We start from the raw sequence: 25,804 nt of genomic DNA, 5'->3' as shown, positions 1-25,804 counted from the left end.
AGATGGTCTATTACACTTGATATTATGCGAACAGGATCATTCTCCGCAATATCTTCATCGATTCTTTGCGGAAAAAGTATTGTTTGGTTGGTTATATAAGGACGAAAGTGTACCTTTGTCATAGTTTTGAAACTTTTGTCTAAAGGTACAAAAACTTTTGGACATAGCAAAGCCCTGGCTTGGGAAAGTCAGGGCTTTGTGAGTTTTTTAGAGTTTGGGGTGTTTTGACACACCCTCGTTCATCATTACCCTTATATGAGTATCAAAAGCCGTAAGCAATAAACAGGAAAGAACGACGTTAAATAATTGATAACCAAAGGCAATAAGAAGTTATGATTGAATTTGAAGTAAAATCAAAGAAGCAGCCTATCGGCAAGCGTAAAGGACAGACGGTGTACTTCGCCCAGCCAGTATCATAACAGCATCTGACAAACAAGTTTGTAGTAGATCGTATCTTTTTACTGATAAGGAACAGTCTATAAAAGAGTTGCAAACCATAGGTATGAGCAGGTATAACAAGAAATATAAATACACCGAAAATATGTTGCGAAAAGAGTAAAATCTTCAACAACGTTTATCACATGTTTCAAATGACTAAAAAGGTTTTGGTTATTCTTTTTTCGATTATTATTTTAACAGGAGGGTATAACTCCCCCTTGTCAAAGTTTAAATGCGTCTATGACATGTATGGTGATAGTACTGTTTATTATGTAATAACAATCAATGGAGATTATCTAAAGACTACCAAACATAAACATATTATAGTTTCCGAGTTTGACAGCTTAAATAATATATGGCATTCTCCAGTAGATAGTATTTTTGAAAAAAAGGATAGTATATTTCTAAGCAAAGAATTACAAGATTCACTGATTTTTCATATAGAAAATGCTATAAAAAGTGACAAAAGCATGACTTCTTACATGTCTACCAATCAATCTATAATAACGATAAGTTGGAATAAACGTACTTATAAACTCCAATATAGCAACATAGGGCAACGTGGTTTGATTTCATTTCTAAAAAAACACTCTTCCATCCAGATCAAATGAACAGCAAATAAAAGATTAAGTATTAATATGCCATTACGAAACAACCGTACATATCCCTACAAAATTGAGCTGCGCACCTACCTGAAGTATTGCAACGGAGCGGAAACGTTCTACAGTTACGACCCACAGCGTCGCAGACTACAGAACCTTGCAGTCAATGCTGGCGGCAAGACCATCTTGGACAGTGCCCTCCAGTTACAATCCATCAAGGACAATTACAAGACATTTGATTTGCCATACAACGGTGTGGACAATACCGATTATGTCAATGGCAAAGGCTTTAGCAGTGATGACGACACGCCGGAGGCAGCACAGGCAAGGGCGATGGTCAAGACGAGAGCTGGCGAAGCTGGCACTAACGAGCGGATGCTGTTCTACTACCACCCTGACCATTTGGGCAGTAGCAGTTACATCACCAACTTGGACGGCGAAGTATCGCAGCACATCGAGTATGTGCCGTTCGGCGAAGTATTCATCGAAGAGCGCAACAATACGTGGAACACCCCTTACCTCTTCAACGCTAAGGAGTTTGACGAGGAGACGGGTATGTACTACTATGGTGCGAGGTACTATGAGCCGAAGTTGAGTCTGTGGATGAGCGTGGATCCATCTGCAGAGGAAAAGCCATGGCTTACTATCTATTGCTATACAAGGAATAACCCGATAATATTAGTTGATCCTGATGGAAGAGACGAATGGGAAATTAATAGCAAAGGCGACATCGTCAAACAGATAAAGACTGATAAGCACGATGCTTTCTTTTTTGTAAGCAAAGCAGGAAAGAGGGTAAAAGGAAAAAGTTTATCATTTGAATATGGAACAATCGAAAAGGCTTCGGGACAGAAAACAGATGGAGGAACAAGATACGATGTTTATCAGGTACGTGGAGATAAGCATGCCAAACAGTTATTTGAAAGTTTTGCTAAGAATACATCAGTAGAATGGAGTATTATGCAGACAGGTACTGAGGGAGCAAAAGGTTTGAATTACCTAACGACTTCTCATTGTGAAAAGAGTGAGTCTGGTATGGTTGATTTGTTTAACAAACAACTTAAAAATGGATATACTTTGCGTGCATTTTATCATTCACATCCAAGTAATGTACTTATTCCATCGAATATTGGAGGTAAATATGGAGATATTCCTATTGCCAAAAAAATGACAGAGATTAGCAACCAATCAATAACATTTGGTATATATGGACCTAAGATTGGAGAATATGTCACATTTGGTCCCAACTCAAAAATAGAAGATTATTCTGTTAATTTGGAAGGCTTTACTGTTACTGCAACAAGAACAACTAAAAATAGAAAAAATGAAACACTTTATCATATCTATATTCCTTATGATATTTGTTCCCTGCTTTTCACAGAGAACAATAAAAAAGGTGTATTTACCATCCTATCGGATAATACATTGTAACTTTTTAAAGACGGTGAACAACATTGCTGCTCGTTATAATCAAAACAATAATAATATATTCATAATATATATGCAAGGTAGTTGCAGAGTTTATGTTTGGATGCTCGATAAAAAAAATGTAATGTATGATCCCGACACGTTTGGATATACAGTTGTAGGCAAGCATGTTTTTTTTCTCCAAAAAGACAAGAACCAAAACATTTTAATTCCCCATAATGGTTCAAAACGACTATTTAACTTTTTGGACACGAAAATCTCCCCCATGACAGACGGAGTCTTTGAATGGGTGTATAATATATCAGGTGACAGGGTAAAACTATTGCGTTTTATAAGTCCAGAGTAGAGTGGTATTGTTTTAAATCAGAAGTGGTAATGCTTCAGATCGGGATCCGTCCATTTTCAAGTTGTGATATAAAAGTCAGTTTTTTTCTTTGCAATACCATTTTTTTCGTATAACTTTGCCGTTCAAATAATTTATATTTTGACTTGATGTATAAAACAATATCATTCGGATGACACAGAAAGAAGATATTCAGAACGCTGTAAACGTTATGAAGGACGGAGGTGTGATACTCTATCCCACCGACACGGTGTGGGGCATTGGCTGCGACGCCACCAATTCCGAGGCTGTGGCAAAGGTTTTCAATATTAAGAAACGCGATGATTCGAAGGCACTCATTTGTCTTGTTGACTCTGAGGCCAGGCTTCAGCGTTATGTCAGGAACGTGCCGGAGGTGGCATGGCAGGTAATGGAGTATGCCGTTAAGCCCACCACAGTAATCCTTGACAATGCAGTGAACCTTGCCCCCAACCTTGTTGCTGACGACGGCAGCATAGCAATGCGCGTGACGCACGAGGCGTTCTCGAAGGAACTTTGCTACAGATTCCAGAAGCCCATAGTGTCAACGAGTGTCAACATAAGCGGTGAGCCTGCCGCACAGAATTTCCGCGACATAGCCCCGGAACTTATCGAGGCGGCAGACTATGTGTGCTTTTCAAGACGACAGGAGCATAAGCCGCACACCCCGTCGTCAATAATAAAGATAAAGGAAGACGGAGAGGTAACCATAATAAGGAAATAACGGATATTGACGCATGGGCAGTGGCATATTGCTGAAGTTTACTGAATGGCGCGGCCGTCATATCAGCGACCGACAGTTTACGCTGATATTAAGTTTCGTGGTGGGATTTCTCGCTGCGGTCGCAGGCTATACCCTTCACTGGATTATATCCAAAATACAGCTGCTGCTCACCGCAGGGTTCGACATAACCTCGTCCAACTGGATGTACCTCATCCTGCCGGTTGTCGGTATATACCTCACGTCGCTTTTCGTCAGATATATAGTCCGCGACGACATTGGCCACGGCATCACGCGTGTGCTGTATGCCATAAGTTCGAAGAAAAGCCGCATAAAAGGCCACAACTGCTGGAGTTCGGTCGTCGCATCCGCCATAACCATCGGTTTCGGAGGCAGCGTCGGCGCAGAGGCTCCGATCGTCCTGACCGGCTCCGCCATAGGTAGCAACCTCGGCAAATTGTTCCGCATGGACAACAAGACGATGATGCTGCTTGTAGGCTGCGGTGCTGCGGCGGCAATAGCCGGTATTTTCAAAGCTCCCATCGCCGGTCTTGTGTTCACGCTTGAGGTGCTTATGGTTGACCTGACTATGGCGTCACTGCTCCCGATATTGATTTCCACCGTGACGGCGACATGCTTCACCTATATATTCACCGGCTCCGCCTCGCTGTTCAATTTCAGCCTCGATGGCAGCTGGACACTCGATCGTGTCCCCGCCACAATCCTCCTCGGTGTCTGCTGTGGTTTGTTAAGCCTGTGGTTCATACGCGCCTCAAGCATGTTTGAGAGCGTGTTCGAACGTCTCGGTAAGAACTATTTGACGCGCCTTGCTCTTGGCGGCGTCGTGCTGTCGCTGCTCATATTTTTCTTCCCGTCTCTCTTCGGTGAAGGGTACAGCAGCATAAATATCCTGCTCGGTGGCAAGACCGAAGCCGACTGGCAGACGGTTATGAACAACTCGATATTCTATGGTCACGGCGAAATGCTCGTTCTGTATATCGGTCTTGTTATGATGACAAAAGTTTTTGCCACGGCAGCGACAAACGGCGGTGGCGGCTGCGGAGGAACATTCGCGCCCTCACTCTTCGTTGGAGCGTTCGGCGGTTTCTTCTTCTCCCGCCTTTGGAACATGTACCAAATCGGAGTTTATGTTCCGGAAAAGAATTTCACGCTCCTCGGCATGGCAGGCGTAATGACAGGTGTGATGCACTCTCCGCTGACAGGTATTTTCCTCATCGCCGAACTGACGGGAGGCTATGCCCTTTTCATCCCGCTGATGATTGTGTGTATATGTGCCTTCCTGACAATAAACATATTTGAGACACACAGCATCTACGGTATGCGGCTTGCGCGTCAGGGCAAGTTGATAACACACCACACGGATCATGCCGCGCTCACCATGATGAGCCTTGACAGCGTTATAGAGCGTGACGTGACCACCGTTCCTCCGGACATGGCGCTCGGCAAGCTTACCCATTTCATCAGCCGCAGCCGCATGAACATCGTCCCTGTTGTTGACGACGCAGGGTCACTGATAGGCGAGATTGACGTCACTAAGATAAGGCATATCGTGTTCCGCACAGAGTTATACAGTCATTTCAACGTATCGCAGCTTATGACGGAACCGCCGGCAGTGCTTGGCGAAAACGACACCATGTATGATGTTATGAAAAAATTCGACGCCACCGATGCGTCTATGCTGCCTGTCGTTGATTCTTTCGGGAAACTGAAGGGTTATGTCGCGCGCGCCCATCTCTACAGCCAGTACAGGCAGATGGTTGCCGACCTGTCGGCTGAATAGTCATACCTCCTCAATACTCGCCTTCATCCCGTTAAGGAAATCCCTCGCTGCCATTCGCCGTTTCCCACTCAGTTGCACCTCTGTGAGTTCGAGCATTTCCCCTCCTGCCGATGCCATGAGCCGCCCTTGGTGCGAGAAGAAAGTTCCGGGAGACATGTCTGTTTTCACACCTGTGACACGCGACCCGTATATTTTGATTGTATGTCTCGCGTCACTGCCGAACGGCGACCATGCCCCGGGCACCGGCGACAATCCACGAATTAAGTCGTGAACGCGCCCTGCGCTCATTTCCCAGTTTATCATGCAGTTTTCCTTGAACAGTTTCGGGGCGTCGTGAAGATTCCCTGCCGCATCGGTCATTTGCTCCTGCGGTATACTGCCAACCACTCCGTTGCCCTCAATCAACCTGTCTATCGTCTCTATGGCGATTTCAGCGCCCAACTTCATCAGTCCGTCATACACAGTCTCAACATTGTCCTCGGGTCCTATGGGCATTTCGCGCTGCATGATGATGCGCCCAGTGTCGATGTCGTGGTCGATGAAGAACGTTGTTACCCCTGTGCGTTCCTCGCCGTTTATTATCGCCCAGTTTATCGGTGCCGCGCCACGGTATTGCGGCAGCAGTGCTGCATGTACGTTGAAAGTGCCGAAGCGCGGAAGGGCCCACACCACCTCGGGCAGCATGCGGAAAGCCACCACAACCTGCACGTCCGGAGAATATTCCCCAAGTTCTTTCAGGAAGTTCTCATCCTTCATCCTTTCCGGCTGCAGCACCGGTATGCCATGTTGCCTGGCGAATACCTTGACCGCAGGCGGTTGCAACGTGTGGTGATGCTTGCCCACCGGTTTGTCAGGCTGCGTCACCACGCACACTACATTATACCCCCCGTCAACCAATGCCTGCAACGTTGCCACCGCAAACTCCGGCGTTCCCATGAAAACTATTCTTAGGTCTTCTTTCCTCATAAGTATTGCTTGTCGTGTAATATTTGTTGCAAAGATACGAAAAAACAGAATGAAACTTGTTGCTTTATGTTTTTAATTAGTATTTTTGCATTTGCAACGAAGTAATATGATGGATATAAAGCAGTTTTACGACGAGTGGAACAATGGCGGCGACTGGATGGAAGTGCAGACGAGCGGTTCAACAGGCGTTCCTAAGAAGATGATGGTGAAGAAGAAACACATGCTGGCATCTGCCCGCCGCACCAACGATTTCTTCGGTCTGCGGCGTGGTGACAGGGCATTGCTCTGCATGAGCCTCGACTATATTGCCGGCAAGATGATGGCAGTCAGGGCTATTGAACGAGGTCTGCAACTCGACATTGTGAAACCCTGCGGCAATCCGCTTGCAGATACCAACGGTGACTATGACTTTGTTGCTATGGTTCCGATGCAGGTTTGGAACACGCTGCGCGATGAGACATCCCGGAAACGACTTGATGATGTTGCCAACCTGCTCATCGGCGGAGGTGCGATAAGCAGTGAATTGGAGGAGGATTTATCATCGTGCAAGTGCCTTGCATGGAGTTCATACGGCATGACAGAAACACTGTCGCATATCGCGCTGAGGCGGATTGGCGGCGGACAGTGGTATGCCCCACTCGCCAATGTCAGCCTGTCGCTTGCAGGCGACGGTTGCCTGACAGTGAGCGATGACGCCACAGGTGTATCAGGACTGAAGACGAACGACATAGCGGAATTTGCCACCGACGGCAGGAAATTCCGCATTCTCGGGCGCAAGGACAACGTGATATGCTCCGGAGGGGTTAAGATACAGGCGGAAGAGGTGGAACGCATCATTGCCAGGCACTTCAGCGCGCCTTTCCTTATAACTAAGCGCGGCGATGAAAAGTTCGGCGAGGTTGTGGTTATGGTCATCGAGGGACGCGACGAAAGCATTGCAGACAAGGCACGGCACGCATGTGAAACCGTGTTGCCAAAGTACTGGAAACCACGCCATTTCATAGTTGTAAGCGAACTGCCGCGCACGGAAACGATGAAAGTCAAAAGGGAATGCCCAAGTAAACTCTCCACACTGACATAAGCATCTGAAATTACCCACCCCCATGTGACAGCCAAATGCGTTTACCAACAAAGTTTACAGTAAGGGCAAAACGTGCATCGTGTCCTATCCTCCGTAGGCATGAACATGGTTGACGTGTCGAGTATTTCCCCCATCACCCTTTTCAGGTTTTCCATGAAAGCGCAGTCAAACTCTGCAATGTCGCTTATATATTCCTTCGTCCTTTTGTCCTTGAAATAAATCGTGGGGTTGGTGTCATCTGCACGCGAATGTTGAATAAACAATAACGCGGGCGACACGGGTGTGTTCCCATAGGTATGTTTCCTGCTGACGAGCAACGAGTAAAGCATTGCCTGAAGATAGTAATCGCGGTGACTATCACGCTTTGCCGTCGCGTCAAAGACATCATCCACGCCGGACAGCGGGACTGTTATGCCCTTCGCGCCGGTTTTGTAGTCAACAACACGTATTGTCTCTTTCCAGTTCCCATTGTCTTTCTCCTTGTATTTCACCTTGTCGATGCGGTCTATGCGTCCCCCCACCTTTATCTTTCTCTCTCCGTGCGCGGTGTTTATCGTTATGTCCTCACAAACGTCACTCTCCAGTCCCATTATCGTGAATGGCGTGAGTTCCCTGTCAAGACGCAAGAGTTCCTCGATATATTGCCTTATCACCTCCTTGTTTATAAGTTGCATCCCGTTGTATTTCGGTTTGAAATCCGATTTGCCACCCACTTTGAACAGTTCTTTCTTGAATGCCTCGTCGATGGCTCTGGATATTCCCGCCTCGTCTTTCAGAAGTCCATCTATTATATCCCTTGTTATCACCCCATCCTTCACCTTGTTGTATATAGTCTCCGAAGCCTCATGGAATACAAGTCCGAATATACGGTTGTCGATGCTGTCATCGTCGGTCTCGTCATTCTCCTTCAGTTTTGCAACATAATTGTAGAAAAAGCGCAACTGGCAATAAAGATAATTGTTTATTGCCGTTGGCGAGAACGAGTCAATCCCGTCAATCGCCTCTGCGACCTTTCCGTCCTTTGCTATGCCGGCAGGCCTTGACACGAGTGCATTCTGCCCTGCCGACAAACTTGTTTTAGACAACTTCCACGCTTCCGGTTTCTCAACCATCATCTGCAACATGAAGCGGGACATCTCTCCTGTTTTGCCGCCCTCGGTCGAGTTGTTATACACTATCGTAACGTCCTTGCACCTCTGTATCATGCTGTTGAAATAGTAAGCATATACAGACACCTTGTTATCGATGGTGGTCAGTCCGTGTCCATATCGTATTGCGTGCGGTATGAACGACGCATCGTTGATTCCCTTCGGCATGTTCCCCTCGTTGCAAGACAGTATGAGGACATGCTCAAAGTCGAGGTTGCGCGTTTCGAGGACTCCCATCACCTGCACTCCCTCCGCAGGCTCGCCGTGGAACGGTATTGTCGTGCTGCCGATTATCTGCATAATCAGCCGGCGCAGGGTGTCGAAAGTCACGATTAGGTCGCCGTCCTCTATCAGGCACACAATGCGCATAAGCAGAGTGTAAGTCCGGAACAGGGACTCCGCCGCGAAGCCGTTTTTATGCTCCCCGTCCGTAGGAAAATTCCTTGCAACCAGTTTCACGATTTCCGCCATGCGCCTGACTGTTTGAGCGTTGTGACTTACCTCATGTTCTTCCATTGGACTGAAAATGAGCGACAGCCCATCATCAAGTACAAGTTCCTTTACCCCCGGGAAATACCTGTGGTTGCTGTTTAGTGTTGAGCGCAGTTCCCTTGCCCCGGGCGAAATATATTTTGAGTATGGATGTGACAGCACGGCATTTATGAAACGCAGCCTGAACACCTTTCCGTCAGCCACATATCCCTCTGAATGGAGTGCGAGGAAACTGGCGACAAGCGCCGTTACAGGCGCCTGCGACAATGGGTAGCCTGTGGTGACATTCACCGCAGGGATGTCTTCGGGAAGGTAGTGGATTATGGTTTGCAGCAGCGTCTCGTCGCACATCACTATCGCCGTGCTCCTGCCCTGTTCCATTCGCTTGTCCTCTTTCAGCCATTGATGCACATACCGTGCCTGTATGTTCTCTGTCGGTGCGCTGACAAACTTGACGTTCTTCTCCCCCCTCATGGCATCGAAAATATCAGTCCGGTCGGGCGTGAGTTCATTTGCAAACTTTTCCTTCAACTGCGATATATGTCTTCCTGCCTCGTTTGCGACGGAATTCGCCTCCGGCATGAAAAAATTGTCGTAGTCCCAGTAGAACAATGCGCGTCCCTCGTCTTTCAACATTGAGAACAGTCTGCTCTCCACTTCCTGCACTACGTTGAATCCCACGAAGATATATTTCCCTGACCCAAGGTTGAGTTGTTCTCCCTCGACAACCTTTCGGTAGAGTGCCCCCTCGTATGCCAGTCCCTCGCCGGCGAGGCGTTCGTTGAACCTGTGGTAAATGGCGGCAAGGCTGTTCCACACCTTTAGGAATTTGCCTTTTATCTTCGAGTTGTCGTCGTCAAGTATCACGTTGAAGAAACGCTCTATCGCCTCGCGCTGTCCCGGCGTGAATTCGATTTTGCCTTCCAGTTCGTGAAAGGCCGTTATGTTTGAGAACACGGCATCCGCATCCGCCATGTTCTTGTCTATGTCGTCAAAGTCGGCAATCATCAGTTGTCCCCACCCATAGAATTTGTCGAGTGTCAGTTCTGCGGAACCGTGATATTCCGAATACACCTTGTACAGTTCGCACACCAGTTTCACCGGGTCTGCGACAACGGTCTTGGTCTGCGACCTGAACAAGTCGCTTATGGTGATGTACACAGGACTCCAGATTGGTCTTCCCGCCTTCATCGCCAGTATTTCGCTCATGAACAGCGATGCGCGTTTGTTCGGGAAAACAATCGTCACATCAGAGAAGTCTGTGCCGTGCTTCGCTATTATGTCTTCTGCTATATATTCCAAAAATGATTTCATGGTGTGCTTAATTGTCGTATTCCTTAATGATATTCCTGTCAACATACCACAGGCAGCCCTTTATTTTCATGTATCCCATGTCGTCGAGCAGCCGCATGTATTCGCCTATCTGTTTTACATGATCCGCGCGTGGCGTCCCGAACTTGTAGTCGACCACTATCGTGCGTTCGCCATCTGTCATCACCCGGTCAGGGCGGTGCGCCGTCATCTTTCCGTCCTCCATTTTCAGCACAGGACATTCCCTGAATGTCTTCCATCTTCCCGAGAACCAGTCTGCGGCAGTTGGATTTCCGAGGCATTTGCCAACGCTTACAATAATGTCATTACGGGTCTTCTCGTCATATATTATCCCTTCCTGCTCCATTTCCCTTATAATCCTCGGCACGTCATCCGTTGTCTCAATCTGGGAGAACACCTTGTGCAGGATACACCCCCGTTTGATGAATGAGTTGTCAAAGGTATCCCCGCCTTCCATGTGTGTGAACTCATCGCTCTCGTTGCTCTGCCGGAAATTCACGGGTACGGGGAACGTCCTAACCTCAACATTCATCTTCCTCGATTCCTGCAAGAAGACATTTCCCTTGTCCTGTTTCTTCTCTCCGACATATTCCCGGAATGATCCGTAAAGGAACTCCACGGCCTCCGGCTTTTTCTCATCACCACCTTCCACGACATTGTCGTTGATGCCGGAGAGCGTCGCGCCGTCGAGTTTTTTCGTCACTTCATTGAGCGACTCGCGTATGACGCTTGACCTGTTTGCCTTGCCGTCGCTCTGCCCTATCACGAAAAGATTGCTCGCCGCACGCGTGAAGGCCACATACAGCAGGTTCATGTTGTCAACGGTTGTCTGCAGGTGCTCGTGCCGGTAATATCCGGAGAACAGGCTGTTATCCATTTCCTTGCTATATCTGACCGGAATGAGCGGCATCTGGCAGAATGGCTTCTCGTTTGTTGCGCACCACAGTATGTCGCTGCCTCCGATCTTCCAGTTGGCAAATGGCAGTATCACGTTGTCATATTCCAGCCCCTTGCTCTTGTGTATTGTCATTATGCGTATGCCGTCGATGTCGTCTGCCTGTATGTTTTTCGAGCACATATCGTCATCCCATTCCCTCAGCAGCGCGTCTATTCCTGGCGAATAGTCTTTTGCGAACTCACATACCGCATCGTGGAATGCACAGATATACGCGCTCTGGCCGCTCATTACGCCAAGTTCCAGAACGTCATATATATATTCAATCAAGTCCGTCAGCGGCATCTCTGTCATTTTGTCGAAACATGCCGTGAAATCTTCAGGCAGCAAGGCATTTATCTTTTCCTCGTCGGCGTGCCACATCATGTCGCCCTCGCTTGCGTCGCTTCGCTTCACATTCCTTTGGTATTGCTTTGCCAGCGTTGCCCTTGTGAGCAGATCCTCCGGGTGCGCAAGCAGGCGCATTGCCTCTATTATCATGTTCACCGCCAGCGAAGCCTCAAGGCGGAAAGCCTCGTCGCTCACGAGATGAATCTCCGGGCGCTCTTGCATAAGTTTCTCCGCTATGAGCGTTATGTCGCTGTTTCTCCTCAGCAACACAGCGATTTTTTTCTGCGGCACTCCCCTTTCGGTCAGTCCGTCTATTGTCTCCACTATTTTGTCGAGCGTGCGCTCCTTGATGCTGTCCGATGGCAGCAACGTTATTTTCACCATTCCGCCGTCAGGATTTCCTTCTGGTATTTCCTGCACCACATCGCCGTATGCCTTCTCCAGTTCCTCGGCGTTGTCGCCGCTCGTCTCCCTCTCGTTCACAGTCTCTATGCCTATTGCAGTCTCGAAGAATGCATTGTTGAACCGTATTATGTTCTTGGCAGAGCGGAAGTTATGCCTCATCGGCTCTAACTTAAGTTCACCGCTGGCAAACAGTTTCTCTATGTTGTTCAGCAACTGCCAGTCGCCCGACCTCCACCTGTATATGCTCTGTTTCACATCGCCAACGATAAGGTTCTGTGCCACGTCCGTCACGCTTGGGTTTGCCCTGCTCATGCAGTCTTTCAGCAGTACGAGGAAGTTCTGCCACTGCACCGTGCTCGTGTCCTGAAACTCATCTATCATCACATGGCTTATCTGCGTGCCTATTTTCTCGTATATGAACGGCGAGTCACTCCCCTTGACAAACTCCGACAGCAGTTGCTGCGTATCGCTCAGCAGGAAGCGGTTGGCATCGGCATTGAGTTCCCCCACCTTCTTCTCTATCGCGCTGAGCAGGCGCAACTGGTTTAAGTATGTCATAGACATTCTTGCGGTGTTGTACCTTTTTATTCCGTCCTCCACCCTGCCGTGCGCCTCACGCAGCAATGGCATGAGATGCTGTTCGGCAAAGCCGGTCAGTCCCGGGCGTTTCTTCGCCATTGCTTTCGTGACCCATTCGTCCGCCGACTCCATCGCCCTGACATAAGTAACCTTTCCCAGTTCGTCCTCGGAAAACTTCCTTTCCTTGAGTTTCCTGAAATATCCGCACGGTGTCTTCTTCAGTTCGTCAATGTCCACGCCGTTTTCATCAAGCATGGTTGAGAATCTCGGCTCATACCCTGCCATTTCCTCCTCGAACTTGTTGATGATTTTCATCATGCCCGCATAGAACCGTTTGAAGTTCTCCTCGCATGCGGCGACATCGTTTATCTCGCCACGCTTTGCCTTGTATGTATCGCTGAATATTGTCTTGCCGAAACTCTTTATCTGCGATGTCACGTTCCACCCCTTGTCCTCCGAAATGTTCCTCTTGATATATTCTATTATCCATCCAAGTTCCCGGTCATTGTCTGACAGTCCCTCGATTAGTTGGTCAACGGCCAGTTCCTCCACTTGATAGTCGTTCAGCCCGACCCGCAGGTTGGAAGCCAGTCCCAGTTCGTGTGCGAGGTTGCGCAGTATGCTTTGGAAGAACTTGTCTATAGTCTGCACCCTGAAATGGTCGAAGTCGTGTATGAGATGGCTCAGTGCGACCCCTGCCCTGCGGCTCGTTTCCGCTTCGTCCATACCGAGTTCCCCCGACACCTTTTCGAGGTAAGTCTTTGACGTGGGCAGACTTTTCCATATACCATAAAGTTGCGACATTATGCGCTCCTTCATTTCCTCCGTCGCCTTGTTTGTGAACGTAACTGCAAGGATGTTCCTGTGTCCGTTCTCTGGATTTTTTATGAGCAGTTTGATATACTCCACGGCAAGGCGGAATGTCTTTCCACTGCCAGCACTCGCTTTATATACAGTTAGTTGCATTAGATTTGTTCAATTATTGCTTTTCATATTTGCGGCACATTCATTCTGCATTGCGTATATTCATTTATAATCCAATATACCAAAAACGGGGTGCATCTGCTTCGATGCACCCCCGCCTCTTGTAGTGGATAGGGGAATCGAACCCCTATGCCAAGATTGAGAATCTTGTATCCTAACCGTTAGATGAATCCACCATCTTTCTCCAGCATTCAAATCCCTTGCGGAAGGAGGGGGATTCGAACCCCCGGTACGGTAAACCCGTACGACAGTTTAGCAAACTGTTGGTTTCAGCCACTCACCCATCCTTCCTCGGGCAGCCCTGTTGCCGAAAACAATCGAACTCTCAATTGCGGGTGCAAAGGTAGTGCTTTATTTTTATACCTGCAAATATTTTATGTGTTTTTTGTTGCGTCAAACAAACTTTTTTTTCTAAATTTGCATAGTCAACCAGCAAGTGCAAATACTATAGGGACTTGTTCCCATGTATGGACTCACGACCCGCAAGTCCGTGGCCATCAAACAAACAACATCGCTTTGCAGAGAAAACCACACATATAAGATGACATACTTGCAGAGCGTAAGTACCTTCATGTGTAATCACCAATGTGGGGATAATTTTCCCTCATTGTTTCCTGTTAATTCTTGCCAATACCATCAGAGCCTGGAGGGGTTTCCACATGCGAGGGTAAAAAACGTTAATAATGTTAATTTTCAGGCATGTTGCATTGCAGGATTCACGGACAATACAGAAGCGCAATTTGTAATCATTTGCGAATTTCAGAGAAACGGAGGCGAACTTTCCGCATCCAATCCACACGTTTTGTACCTAATCGCCGTGCGTTTTGTGCCTTATGACGATGCCGTTTGCACCAAACGAGCCGCCAGTTAGGCACAAAACGCACGGCGATTAGGCACAAAACGCATGGCGGTTTTTGTCAATACATTTCAAACATCTCACCGCCAGCCACTTGCGAAGCATGCCAAAAACAGCATATTCCGGCGCGAAGAAAATTTTATTTAGAATGCAGCCGTTTTCCGTGTTAAAATTTCCGGGCGTTTTTGTTAAACCACTCTCATCCGCACCCACAGCCATCGCGGAATGAGCCGCCAGAAAAACGTCATCACGCGGTATCGCCAGTCTATCACGCGGACACCCTTGCGGGCATATATTGCATCGACAGCATGGCGTGCCACGTCGGCAGCCGACATCAGCATCGGATATTTTCTGCCGTCACCAAGCAATGCCGTATCGACAAAGCCGGGGCGAAGGTCGGTGAAACGGATGTTCAGGCGGCGCATACGCGACAGTTGCTCGAGAGCCTCTATATACTTTGCCTGGAACGCTTTCGATGCACTGTAGGAAGGAGCGGCGCCGAGTCCCTTGGTGCCGGCAATGGAAGAAATCACCGCTATTTGACCGCCCTGGCGCGCCGCCATGAAATTGAACGCTGCATCAATCATCTGCGTGAATCCCCTGACATTTGTTGCCACGGTGGCTCTCTCGGCGCGCTCGTCGAGCATCGGGTTCTGCCAACCCACGCCGGAAACGTAGAAAAACAGCCCCACCCCGCCGAGCCTGTCAAAAAGCCGTAGCATTCGCTTCGGCGCATCGTCTGCCGTCACATCTATGCGCGACACGACGACCCGTCCGGGAAACTCATCCTCCAACCCGGAAAGCAACTCGATGCGGCGCGCCGCAACACCCACATGCCAGCCGTCGGCAAGCAGCAGCCGTGCCGCCTCGCGCCCTATGCCAGACGATGCCCCGATAACAACAGCCCTTTTCATATACATGCAAAATTACAAAAAAAAAGAAATAAATGCAATAATAAAGCCTAAATTTGCTCATTTGAAAAAATATTCTTATTTTTGCAGGGTGTAGAAGTCCAATTTAATCAGTTATACAAAAATGAAAGATTTCCTGAAGTACACAGCGGCCACGGTTACAGGCCTTCTCGCTTTCACAGTTATTATAGCAGCCATCGGAATGATGAGCATAGTTGGAATGATAGCTTCCAGCGAGTCGTCTGGTCCCGTGGAAGACAATTCTGTGCTCGTGATCCCGCTGACTGGTTCACTGCAAGAGCGAGCGGAAGACAATATATTGTCGAGAATCGCAGGGCAGACAGGCGCAGAGGTTGGGCTGGACGAAATACTCGACGGCATAAGGAAAGCAAAGGACAACGAAAAAATAAAGGGAATTTACATAGAGGCTGGCGCATTCCAAGCCGACTCATACGCTTCGCTGCAGGCCATACGCAAATCGCTCCTCGACTTCAGGAAGAGCGGGAAATGGATAGTGGCATACGGTGACTCATACACACAGGCGACATACTATATCGCGTCGGTGGCGGACAAGGTTATGCTAAACCCTCAGGGAGTTATTGACTGGCACGGCATAGCATCGCAGCAATTCTACCTTAAGGACCTGATGGCAAAGTTCGGCGTGAGGATGCAACTTGCAAAGGTGGGCGCATACAAGAGCGCGCCGGAGATGTTCACCGCCGACAAGATGAGCGAGCCAAACCGAGAGCAGGTGACGGCATACATAACAGGGGTGTGGCAGAACATACTGAAAGAAGTTTCGGAAAGCCGGAATATAAGCAAGGAACAACTGAACCTGTATGCCGACAAACTGATAATGTTCGACGATCCGCAGAACTATCTGAAATACAAGATGGTTGACAAACTCGCATACACGGACGAGGTTAAGGACGTGGTTAAGCAGATGATGAAAGCCGGGGAGGACGACGACCTCAACAAGGTTGCGATAAGCGACATGGCAAGCGTTAAGGACAAGCGCGACAAGGGGGACGAGATTGCCGTTTATTATGCCTACGGAGATGTTGTCGACCGCGCGGCGCCTATGAGCAACGGAAGCTGCATAGACGCGCAGAAGGTGTGCAAGGATCTCGGGGAACTAATGGACGACGACGACGTTAAGGCTGTTGTGCTGCGCATAAACACCGGCGGCGGCTCGGCATACGCCTCGGAGCAGATATGGCACGCCATGAAACAACTCAGGGCGAAGAAACCTGTGGTGGTGTCAATGGGCGGAATGGCCGCATCGGGAGGCTATTATATCAGTTGCATAGCAAACTATATATATGCAGAACCGACGACACTGACCGGCTCTATAGGCATTTTCGGCATGTTCCCCGACGCGAGCCAGTTGCTAACGGAGAAACTCGGGGTGAAGTTTGATGATGTGAAGACAAACAAATTCAGCACTTTCGGCACACCGGCACGGCCGATAAACGATGAAGAGATGGCTATACTGAACCGATATATCGACAGGGGGTACAGCCTATTCCGCTCGCGTGTGGCAGAGGGCAGAAAGATGCCTGTAGAGGAAGTTGAGAAAATTGCGCAGGGACATGTGTGGCTCGGGCAAGACGCACTGAGGATAAAACTCGTTGATGCCCTCGGCGGACTGGATGATGCGCTGGCAAAGGCGGCGCAACTCGCTGGATTGAAAGAATATTACGCCGTGAAATACCCAGACCTTGGGGGCTGGCAGGAACAACTGTTCGGAGCGACAAACCAGAACAACTATATCCAGGAGCAACTGCGCATGACGCTCGGGGAATACTACGAGCCGTTCATGCTGCTGAAGACAATGGACAAGCAGAGCGCGATTCAGGCGCGAACGGAGTTTTATCTCAAAGTGGATTAATGGAAGGAGACTTTATCAAGATAAACAAATGGCTGCTGCCACTTAGCTGGCTTTACGGCATCGGCATAAAGACAAGAAACAAACTTTTCGACATCGGTATGCTGAAGAGCCGCGCGTTTGACATTCCCGTCATATCGGTGGGAAACATCACCGTTGGCGGATCAGGCAAGACACCGCACGTGGAGTATCTTGTAAGGCTGCTGAAAGACAAGGCCAAAGTGGCCGTCCTTAGCCGTGGCTACAAGAGGAAAAGCAGCGGGTTCGTGCTTGCAACTAAGAATTCAAGCGTCAGCGATATCGGGGACGAGCCGTATCAGATAAAGAAAAAGTACGAATTTGTGCATGTGGCTGTTGACAAGGACAGATGCCATGGCATTGACCAGATTTTGGGCAACAAGGCGACGGCAGACACAGATGTGGTAATACTGGATGACGCCTTCCAGCACAGGTATGTAAAACCGGGCATCAACATATTGCTCGTGGACTACCACAGGCTGATAATATACGACAAACTGCTGCCGGCGGGACGGCTGCGCGAACCGCAGGAAGGAAAAGAGAGAGCCGACATCGTTATAATCTCGAAATGCCCCAAGGACATGAAGCCGATGGATTTCAGAGTGCTTATAAAGGCAATGAGCCTTAGGCCATACCAGAAACTGTATTTCACCACACTGGAATATGGAAATCTGAAACCGCTGTATTGCGGCGACGATATGAGTCTCGGGGAAATAACAAGCCAGCATAACATATTGCTGCTCACCGGCATAGCCTCACCAAAACAAATGATATTGGACCTGAGTCCATACACGCAGAACATTTCCCCGATGACATTCGGCGACCATCACCAGTTCACGCAGAAAGACATTCAAAGCCTGAATGAAAAATTCGCCGCAATGCCGGGACCGAAAATAATCATCACGACAGAAAAAGACGCGACACGACTGTATGGCATGGAAGGACTGAGTGACGATGTAAGGCACAACATATATTCTCTTCCAGTGGAAGTGAAATTCATATTAGACCAACAAAATAAATTCAACAAAAAAATCATTGATTATGTACGAAAAAATTCAAGAAACAGCATCATGGCTGAAAAAGAGAATGAAGACGAGTCCGGAAACAGCAATCATTCTGGGAACAGGATTAGGACAATTAGCTTCAGAAATAACTGACACCTACGAGTTTCCATACAGCGAAATACCGAACATGCCGGTCTCAACGGTAGAGGGACACAGCGGGAAACTGATATTCGGCAAACTCGGGGGCAAGGACATAATGGCAATGCAGGGACGCTTCCACTTCTATGAGGGATATTCCATGAAGGAAGTGACATTCCCGGTGCGCGTGATGTATGAACTGGGCATCAAGACCCTGTTCGTGAGCAACGCTGCGGGGGGGATGAACCCAGAGTTCAAAATAGGCGACCTGATGATTATCGACGACCACATCAACTTCTTCCCGGAGCATCCATTGCACGGAAAAAACTTCCCCACGGGACCGCGCTTCCCGGACATGCACGAGACTTACGACCATGAACTGATAGCCCTCGCAGACAAGATTGCCAAGGAAAAGAACATCAAGGTGGTTCACGGTGTTTACACAGGGGTGCAGGGACCGACATTCGAGACGCCGGCAGAATACCGCATGTATCACACGCTCGGCGGCGATGCCGTGGGAATGAGCACCGTGCCTGAGGTGATCGTGGCCCACCACTGCGGAATAAAGACATTCGGAATCAGCATCATTACAGACCTCGGAGGCTTCGACAACCCTGTGGAGGTGTCGCACGAGGAGGTGCAGGTGGCAGCAAATGCAGCACAGCCAGTGATGACCGAAATAATGAGGGAAATGATAAAAAGATCGTGACAACGCGCATCGTGACCAACAACATCAATTCCGCAAATTGGAAATAGCAAAGATCGGTGAGTTCGGACTGATTGACCGCCTCACCAATGACATAGACACACGACAGTCGTCCACGCTGAAAGGCGTGGGCGACGATTGTGCCGTACTCTCCTATCCCGCAACAAGGGTGCTGACAACAACCGACATGCTTATGGAGGGAGTACACTTCGACCTGACATACACAGACCTGAGAAATCTCGGATATAAGTCGGCAATGGTCAACATCAGTGACGTTTTCGCCATGAACGGCACACCGAGGCAACTGCTCGTGAGCATAGCGCTGAGCAAGCGTTTCAGCGTTGAGGACATCGAGACGTTCTACGAGGGTGTGCGGGCAGCGTGCAGCAAATGGAACGTTGACATCGTTGGCGGGGACACCACGTCATCGCTCACCGGACTTGCAATAAGCATCACCTGCATCGGTGATGCCAGCGACGAGGAGATTGTGTACCGGAACGGGGCGCGCGAGACCGACCTCGTATGTGTGAGCGGAGACCTCGGGGCGGCATACATGGGGCTGCAACTGTTGGAAAGGGAAAAGAGCGTGTACTACCAACAGGTTGACGAGCTAAACAAAAAGATAAGGGTGGCGAAGAAAGACGGGACATACGACGCCAAACACCACACTTTCCGGCATGAGGCCGAGATGCTGAAAAACTTCCAACCGGATTTCTCCGGTAGAGAATACCTGCTGCAAAGGCAACTGAAAGCGGAGGCCCGTGGAGACATCATTGGCAAACTGGGTGAGGCGGGAATACGCCCGACCGCAATGATGGACATCAGCGACGGACTGTCCTCGGAACTGCACCACATCTGCAAACAGTCGGGGGTGGGATGCAGGATATACGAGAAAAACCTGCCAATAGATTACCAGACTGCGGTAATGGCAGAGGAACTGAACATGAACTTGACGACATGCGCGCTAAACGGCGGTGAGGACTATGAACTACTGTTCACCGTCCCCATAGGGGATCACGGCAAGATAAAAGAAATCGAGGATGTTCATATCATCGGACATATCACGAAACCAGAACTGGGACTGATGCTCGTGAGCCGGGACGACCAAGAGTTTGAACTGAAGGCACAGGGATGGAACCATCTTAAATGACAAAGATAAGTGATTATAATTCAAATCATAATGTTGCAAGGGAAATGAAAAAAGCACATAAATATTTGGTTATATGCACTTCTTGCACTACCTTTGCAAAGTAAATTGAGAACCTTATTACATTAAATAAAAAACACATGAAAAGAGACAACCAGATTTTCGAACTGATCGAAAAAGAGCACCAGCGCCAACTGAAGGGTATGGAACTGATTGCTTCAGAGAACTTTGTTAGTGACGAGGTGATGGAAGCCATGGGCTCATACCTCACGAACAAGTATGCCGAGGGCTATCCCGGCAAGCGTTATTACGGTGGATGTCAGGTGGTTGACGAAGTGGAGACCATCGCAATAGAGCGCGTGAAGAAACTCTTCGACGCAGAATATGCAAACGTACAGCCACACTCCGGAGCACAGGCCAACGCCGCAGTGCTGCTCGCAGTCCTGAAACCTGGCGACACATTCATGGGAATGAACCTTGATCACGGAGGCCACCTGTCGCATGGTTCGAAAGTAAACTCGAGCGGTATACTGTACAACCCTATTGGATACAACCTCAAAAAGGAAACTGGCCGCGTTGACTATGACGAGATGGAGGAACTCGCCATGCAGCACAAGCCGAAACTAATCATCGGCGGCGGATCGGCATATAGCCGCGAATGGGACTACAAGCGCATGCGCGAAATCGCAGACAAGGTGGGCGCATTGCTCATGGTAGACATGGCACACCCTGCAGGCCTCATCGCAGCCGGACTGCTCGACAACCCTGTTAAATATGCTCACATCGTGACATCGACGACACACAAGACCCTGCGTGGCCCTCGCGGCGGCATAATCTTGATGGGCAAAGACTTCGAGAATCCTTGGGGACTGAAGACCCCGAAGGGCGTAGTGAAGATGATGAGCCAAATCCTCAACAGCGCAGTGTTCCCAGGACAGCAAGGTGGCCCGCTGGAGCATGTGATAGCAGCAAAGGCAGTCGCATTCGGAGAAGCGCTGCAGCCAGAGTTCAAGGAGTGGGCAAAGCAGGTTAAGAAGAACGCCGCAGTACTCGCTGACGAACTGACTAAACGAGGCTTCGACATCGTGAGCGGCGGCACGGACAACCACTCCATGCTCGTTGACCTGCGTTCCAAATATCCTGAGCTTACAGGCAAGGTTGCAGAGAACGCACTCGTTGCTGCCGACATCACGGTCAACAAGAACATGGTTCCGTTCGACACACGCTCTGCATTCAAGACTTCGGGCCTGAGGCTCGGAACACCCGCAATCACCACACGCGGCGCTAAGGAGGACTTGATGCCGCTCATCGCAGAACTGATTGAGACAGTCCTCAACAGTCCGGAGGATGAAAAGGTGATAGCAAGTGTCCGTGAACGCGTAAACAGGACGATGAAAGACTACCCTCTTTTTGCTTATTAATTGCACGCGTCACTGCAAACTGAAGACAGAAAACATATAAAACAATATTGCTGTCCGGTAAAACTTAAACGAGCATAATAACCCTGTCCGAAGCCCATTAAAATTAGGCTTCGGACTTCTTTTTCCAAAAGTAAGCCCCCCTAATCGAAAAGCGAAGGTTCAGGTGGCGCTTTTTGCATCTCCTTTGCAAGGAAATCATTCCAAGTTTTTTCGGGATTTTCCATAAATGCGATAAAATCGACGTAGTACATAAGCATAAGCCGTACCATGGTGACAACTTGCGAGAACGCACAATGCCTATTGATGCTTCCCGACAGAACCGTTATCAGCAGATTGGCTGTCAGAACAACCCATGTCTGTATTTGTATTATTACTGTCCGCTAAACTTTTGGGTAAGATACAAATTTAGGGGGTGTGTCAAAATTGGCACACCCTCTTTTAACATATCACAAAGCCCGAACTTTCACAAGCACGGGCTTTGCCATTCCATATTTTTTTTGTACCTTTATGGAAAGAATTTATAGTATGTCAAAGGTACAATTTATTCCCAATCTAAGCAAGGAAATCCTGCTTTTTCCTTCAAGAATCGACGAAGATATCGCCGATGACGCTCCGGTACGCATTATCGAGGGACGGCGGCGCCCCGCCTTACACTGTACTGCTTCTCTGTCTCATTGAAACCTGCCAAAGAACTCCTTCCAATATGCCTGCGGACAACGGGCAAGCCCGTTTTTTCCGAAAGCGAGTGCAAAGGTAACACTTTGATGCGGAACCGCAAAACTTTTGAGAGGGAAATTTCAAAAAAAGATGTTTTTAACATTTCACGATTATAAAACGGGGAAGGGAACACAATAACACATTATATTATATATAACCCCTGGCACACAGAGAATGAGAGCAGTAGTCACGGGACAAAGGCAAAATGACACAGCAGGACGGCAAGTAGGACAAAGGCTGGGTATTGGCGGTACTGCAAAACAGGCGAGATTGGATTGCAAATTCGCCGTATTTGTGAGGCAAAACAGGCGAGATTGTACACCAAATACGCCGAATTTGCATTGCCGTAGGGCATTAAAAACCAATCGGTCATTACGAAACGGTTTTCCCACTTCGTCTTGTCAACCCGTTCCTCCGCTGCTTGCAGCCGCTTGCCGGCATCTTGCCAGTAGTTTTTTCCTGACGTAGCCCGCTACTCCTGCAAAAAAGACAACAGCAAATCTGCCTGGGCAATCGACTACAGTCAGTTCAGGCTATAATGACCGATTGTGGCTAAATGCAAACTTATTGTGTAAACTTGCATTTGCCGCTTTGCCGAACGAGAGACCGAGGGAAAAATTAAACTTTTCCACACCAAAGTGCGAATTCTTCAAACATGTTTTGTAATTTTGCACTTGCTGGTTGACTCTACGTAATTTTGATAACGGTTATGGATAAATATTTTTTTGCATTAATCTTCTTTGCGAACTATCAATTTTATGCATATAGTCAAAAAGAGATGGTAAAGATAGAAGGATTTCTTATAGAGCGTTACAGCAAGAAAGAAATCTTTAGAAAGGATACATTGTCAATAGATCACTCAATGGACACTTTTTATTTTACGACCCAAATAGATAGTATTCGTATAATGAGTCCGAAAGAAATTTATTCGGCATTAGTTTCTCCTTGCTATAAAAATGTAGAAATTTACAAGTTTTCTCCATTTGATAGGGAATATGGTAATTATATCGCCCCCAACATATGTCCTGTTCCTCTAAAGAAGCAAAATCTTTTCTATACTTTATGCTCAGATTCTGTTTTTGTGTATAAAGTTTATTCTGTGAAGGGACAAGCGATTAGATTATGTATAGCGAATGATTATCTGAACAGCAAAAAGAACATGGAATTGGCTGTTAAATGGAATATTTCTCCGACATCAATTGATAAGCGAATTCCTTTCTTTTACATATATGTTTTTTTTGACGTTATAAATAATTCTATCAATACGGGTATACCTGTTTTCTTTAAACCAATTGTATGTTGTGGCCTAGGAATTCAAGGAAATCCCAAAGGGAATCCTTGATGAATTTTGATGATTATGTGGAGATGTTTTTGTATTTTAACACAATATTGCCCCCTGCTGCCGTGCGATTGAATCGCGTGACAATATTGGGTTTAACACCCTCTCCAGGCTGTCGTGCGGTTCAATCGCATGGATTTGTTTCCATTATTGCCACACGATACAATCGTGCGGTAAACGACAACTACAACGGTATGCCGGAGGCGGCACAGGCGAAAGCCATGACACGCGCAGCCATCGACGGCAACTTAACGGAGTTGAACCTTGGCGGCATTCGGCAAACTGCAAGCGAGCTTGCTTTGCACTCGTTGGCACAAGGTTTCAAGCCGAATGACGACTACGAGAAGATGCTGTTCTACTACCACCCTGACCATTTGGGCAGTAGCAGTTACATCACCAACTTGGATGGTGAGGTCATGCAGCACATTGAATATGTACCGTTTGGCGAAGTGTTCATCGAGGAACGCAACAATACTTGGAACACGCCTTACCTCTTCAATGCCAAAGAGCTGGATGAAGAGACGGGATTGTATTACTATGGTGCGAGATACTATGAACCGAGGTTGAGTTTATGGATGAGTGTCGAACCTATATCTAATTTTGATCCGAGAAACAGAGAGAATTATTTTGATGGAGAACATAATGATGGTGTATATAATTATAGGAACCTTAATCCATATATATATTGCTATCAGTCACCTATAAGTTTAGTTGATCCAAATGGAAAACAAGCGGTTCCAGGTGCAATTCTGGGTGCTTTTACCGAATATCTATCAAAGGTCGGAGAAAAAATGATTTTTGGAAAAATGTCTTTCTCTGAAGCGAATGGTAATCTGACATGGAAAGACGCTCTTGATATTGGAGTCGCGGGAGCCATAGGAGCTGTTTCTGGGACAGCGAAGTTTGCAAAATTTGTAGCAAGCCCTATTGGTAAAAAAATCATGAAAGTTGTTACAGAAATAGGCTTTTCATCTCTTGAAGCTGGATTAAAGTCAATATATGGAGAGGAATTTAGTTTAGAAGCAGTTTTGGTTGAAGTTGGTATGGGAGATTTATTAGGGCACTTTTTACCAAAAAAAATCTTCAAGGAGGCTGCAAATAAATCAAGGCATGACCTTAATCGTGCAAAAGAGTTAATGGGACGAAAGTCAGCAACTCCAAAGGTAACGCGGAAACAAGCAGTTAAACTCAAGAATGAACAGAAAAATATGAGGATTAACGAATCTCTCGAGGCTGTTAGCGATGGCACCAGACAGACCATTTCAAAAACAGCAGGTAGTAGGACTCAAAGAGCAACCCAAAAGAGCAACTAATAATGAAAAGAAAGATTATTGTTTGTTTGATAAACATTGGTTTAGGTTTCTTTGTGGCGTATATGTCTCTGCTTTATATAAGAGAAAGAAATATCTCTACTACTCAATGCAATATAGCTTGTAATATAGTTAATATATATATGGAACATAGCTCAAGGCAACATCCTACAGTAGAGGTTATTTATCGAAATAGGAAATATACAGCTAATATAGCCAACGGCGAAAGATTGCAAATTGGATATAATACAACTACCTTCTATTATGACAAGTTGCTTGACAGAGTGTTTTGTCGTAATTCAGATATTGAAAGAGGATTATATGTAGTTATCTTACTTTTTGTTTTGTCTTTTCTGTTTTGGTTAAATCCTAATCTTACCGTAAAAAAAAGGAAGTAATAAGTTTTGCTAATACTCAAAATCAGGAGTTATCAAAATAAAAAGACAACAAACGTGGCACGAAAACGGCAATCCACGACAGTGATAAATAACAGAATGTATAACATTAAAACAACAAGTCTATGGTAAACCATATATCGATTGTTTGAACTTACCCATACAAGGGTATGCCCCAACACCCATATAAGGGTAACGGGCAATGAGGGTGTGTCAAAACACCCAATATGAAAATATTAAACTCGTTGTGTGTCCATTTATGGATGCGCAACGAGTTTTTCATTTTTCTGTAAACTTAACTTTCTGGAGTCTTGTAGGCAACAAATATTGC

General features: G+C 47.4%; 17 protein-coding genes, 2 tRNA genes and 2 pseudogenes. 14 read left to right on the top strand and 7 right to left on the bottom strand.

What is annotated here, in order from left to right:
* Positions 1 to 332: 332 nt before the first annotated feature.
* The 5 genes and pseudogenes from C1709_RS01055 to C1709_RS00805 form a co-directional block, all read left to right on the top strand.
* Positions 333 to 416, top strand: a pseudogene (locus C1709_RS01055) (HU family DNA-binding protein); the annotation flags it as partial.
* Between the two features lie 267 nt (positions 417 to 683).
* The gene (locus C1709_RS00825) at positions 684 to 1,049 is read left to right on the top strand and encodes a hypothetical protein (RefSeq protein WP_245836903.1); all 366 of its coding nucleotides are present in this window, start codon (positions 684 to 686) and stop codon (positions 1,047 to 1,049) included.
* Positions 1,050 to 1,076: 27 nt separating this feature from the next.
* Entirely contained in the window at positions 1,077 to 2,471 is a 1,395-nt protein-coding gene (locus C1709_RS01095; RefSeq protein WP_102285050.1) for a JAB-like toxin 1 domain-containing protein, read from the top strand.
* Positions 2,472 to 2,983: 512 nt separating this feature from the next.
* Complete coding sequence (locus tag C1709_RS00810) at positions 2,984 to 3,553, top strand: L-threonylcarbamoyladenylate synthase (protein WP_102285048.1); 570 nt, start codon at positions 2,984 to 2,986, stop codon at positions 3,551 to 3,553.
* 13 nt (positions 3,554 to 3,566) lie between these two features.
* Positions 3,567 to 5,351, top strand: coding sequence for a chloride channel protein (locus C1709_RS00805; RefSeq protein ID WP_102285047.1), 1,785 nt, complete (start codon positions 3,567 to 3,569; stop codon positions 5,349 to 5,351).
* Here the strand turns inward: C1709_RS00805 and fmt are convergent, their stop codons facing one another.
* Entirely contained in the window at positions 5,352 to 6,317 is a 966-nt protein-coding gene (fmt, locus tag C1709_RS00800; protein WP_102285046.1) for a methionyl-tRNA formyltransferase, read from the bottom strand. It lies immediately after the preceding gene.
* A gap of 106 nt (positions 6,318 to 6,423) precedes the next feature.
* Between fmt and C1709_RS00795 the strand changes: the two genes are divergently transcribed.
* Entirely contained in the window at positions 6,424 to 7,398 is a 975-nt protein-coding gene (locus C1709_RS00795; protein WP_317043898.1) for an AMP-binding protein, read from the top strand.
* Between the two features lie 41 nt (positions 7,399 to 7,439).
* Here the strand turns inward: C1709_RS00795 and C1709_RS00790 are convergent, their stop codons facing one another.
* The 6 genes from C1709_RS00790 to C1709_RS00765 all read right to left on the bottom strand — a co-directional run bounded on the left by C1709_RS00790 (position 7,440) and on the right by C1709_RS00765 (position 15,393).
* On the bottom strand, positions 7,440 to 10,352 hold the full coding sequence (locus tag C1709_RS00790; RefSeq protein WP_102285052.1) for a PD-(D/E)XK nuclease family protein: 2,913 nt from the start codon (positions 10,350 to 10,352) through the stop codon (positions 7,440 to 7,442).
* 7 nt (positions 10,353 to 10,359) lie between these two features.
* Positions 10,360 to 13,605 (bottom strand): UvrD-helicase domain-containing protein, encoded by a 3,246-nt coding sequence (locus tag C1709_RS00785; protein WP_102285044.1) that lies wholly within the window; start codon positions 13,603 to 13,605, stop codon positions 10,360 to 10,362.
* Positions 13,606 to 13,727: 122 nt separating this feature from the next.
* Positions 13,728 to 13,799: transfer RNA gene (locus C1709_RS00780), tRNA-Glu, on the bottom strand.
* 27 nt (positions 13,800 to 13,826) lie between these two features.
* Positions 13,827 to 13,914, bottom strand: a tRNA-Ser gene (locus C1709_RS00775).
* 598 nt (positions 13,915 to 14,512) lie between these two features.
* Positions 14,513 to 14,698, bottom strand: coding sequence for a hypothetical protein (locus C1709_RS00985; protein WP_180991368.1), 186 nt, complete (start codon positions 14,696 to 14,698; stop codon positions 14,513 to 14,515).
* Positions 14,668 to 15,393 carry an SDR family NAD(P)-dependent oxidoreductase gene (locus C1709_RS00765; protein WP_102285042.1) on the bottom strand — a complete coding sequence of 242 codons (726 nt, stop codon included), beginning with the start codon at positions 15,391 to 15,393 and terminating at the stop codon, positions 14,668 to 14,670. Before C1709_RS00765 ends, C1709_RS00985 begins: the two co-directional genes overlap by 31 nt.
* A gap of 121 nt (positions 15,394 to 15,514) precedes the next feature.
* Here C1709_RS00765 and sppA point away from each other — a divergent pair, with 121 nt between their 5' ends.
* From sppA to C1709_RS00980, 8 genes and pseudogenes are all read left to right on the top strand, one after another.
* A complete protein-coding gene (gene sppA, locus C1709_RS00760; protein ID WP_102285041.1) occupies positions 15,515 to 17,281 on the top strand; it encodes a signal peptide peptidase SppA in 1,767 nt (588 codons plus the stop codon).
* Complete coding sequence (gene lpxK / locus C1709_RS00755; RefSeq protein ID WP_102285040.1) at positions 17,281 to 18,453, top strand: tetraacyldisaccharide 4'-kinase; 1,173 nt, start codon at positions 17,281 to 17,283, stop codon at positions 18,451 to 18,453. The genes sppA and lpxK overlap by 1 nt, the downstream gene beginning before the upstream one ends.
* Complete coding sequence (locus C1709_RS00750) at positions 18,338 to 19,147, top strand: purine-nucleoside phosphorylase (protein ID WP_102285039.1); 810 nt, start codon at positions 18,338 to 18,340, stop codon at positions 19,145 to 19,147. The genes lpxK and C1709_RS00750 overlap by 116 nt, the downstream gene beginning before the upstream one ends.
* Before the next feature lie 37 nt (positions 19,148 to 19,184).
* The gene (gene thiL, locus C1709_RS00745; RefSeq protein ID WP_102285038.1) at positions 19,185 to 20,294 is read left to right on the top strand and encodes a thiamine-phosphate kinase; all 1,110 of its coding nucleotides are present in this window, start codon (positions 19,185 to 19,187) and stop codon (positions 20,292 to 20,294) included.
* 137 nt (positions 20,295 to 20,431) lie between these two features.
* Positions 20,432 to 21,712: a serine hydroxymethyltransferase gene (glyA, locus tag C1709_RS00740; protein WP_102285037.1), complete on the top strand. Its 1,281-nt coding sequence runs from the start codon at positions 20,432 to 20,434 to the stop codon at positions 21,710 to 21,712.
* A 1,426-nt stretch (positions 21,713 to 23,138) separates the two neighbouring features.
* A complete protein-coding gene (locus C1709_RS00725; protein ID WP_102285035.1) occupies positions 23,139 to 23,771 on the top strand; it encodes a hypothetical protein in 633 nt (210 codons plus the stop codon).
* Between the two features lie 158 nt (positions 23,772 to 23,929).
* A pseudogene (locus C1709_RS01065) lies at positions 23,930 to 24,493 on the top strand (RHS repeat domain-containing protein); the annotation flags it as partial.
* A 590-nt stretch (positions 24,494 to 25,083) separates the two neighbouring features.
* Complete coding sequence (locus tag C1709_RS00980; RefSeq protein ID WP_102285034.1) at positions 25,084 to 25,476, top strand: hypothetical protein; 393 nt, start codon at positions 25,084 to 25,086, stop codon at positions 25,474 to 25,476.
* Positions 25,477 to 25,804 lie beyond the last annotated feature (328 nt).

This window comes from Metaprevotella massiliensis, assembly GCF_900241015.1.
The sequence above is the reverse complement of the archived record's forward strand: the minus strand, read 5'-3'. Positions and strand labels throughout refer to the sequence as shown.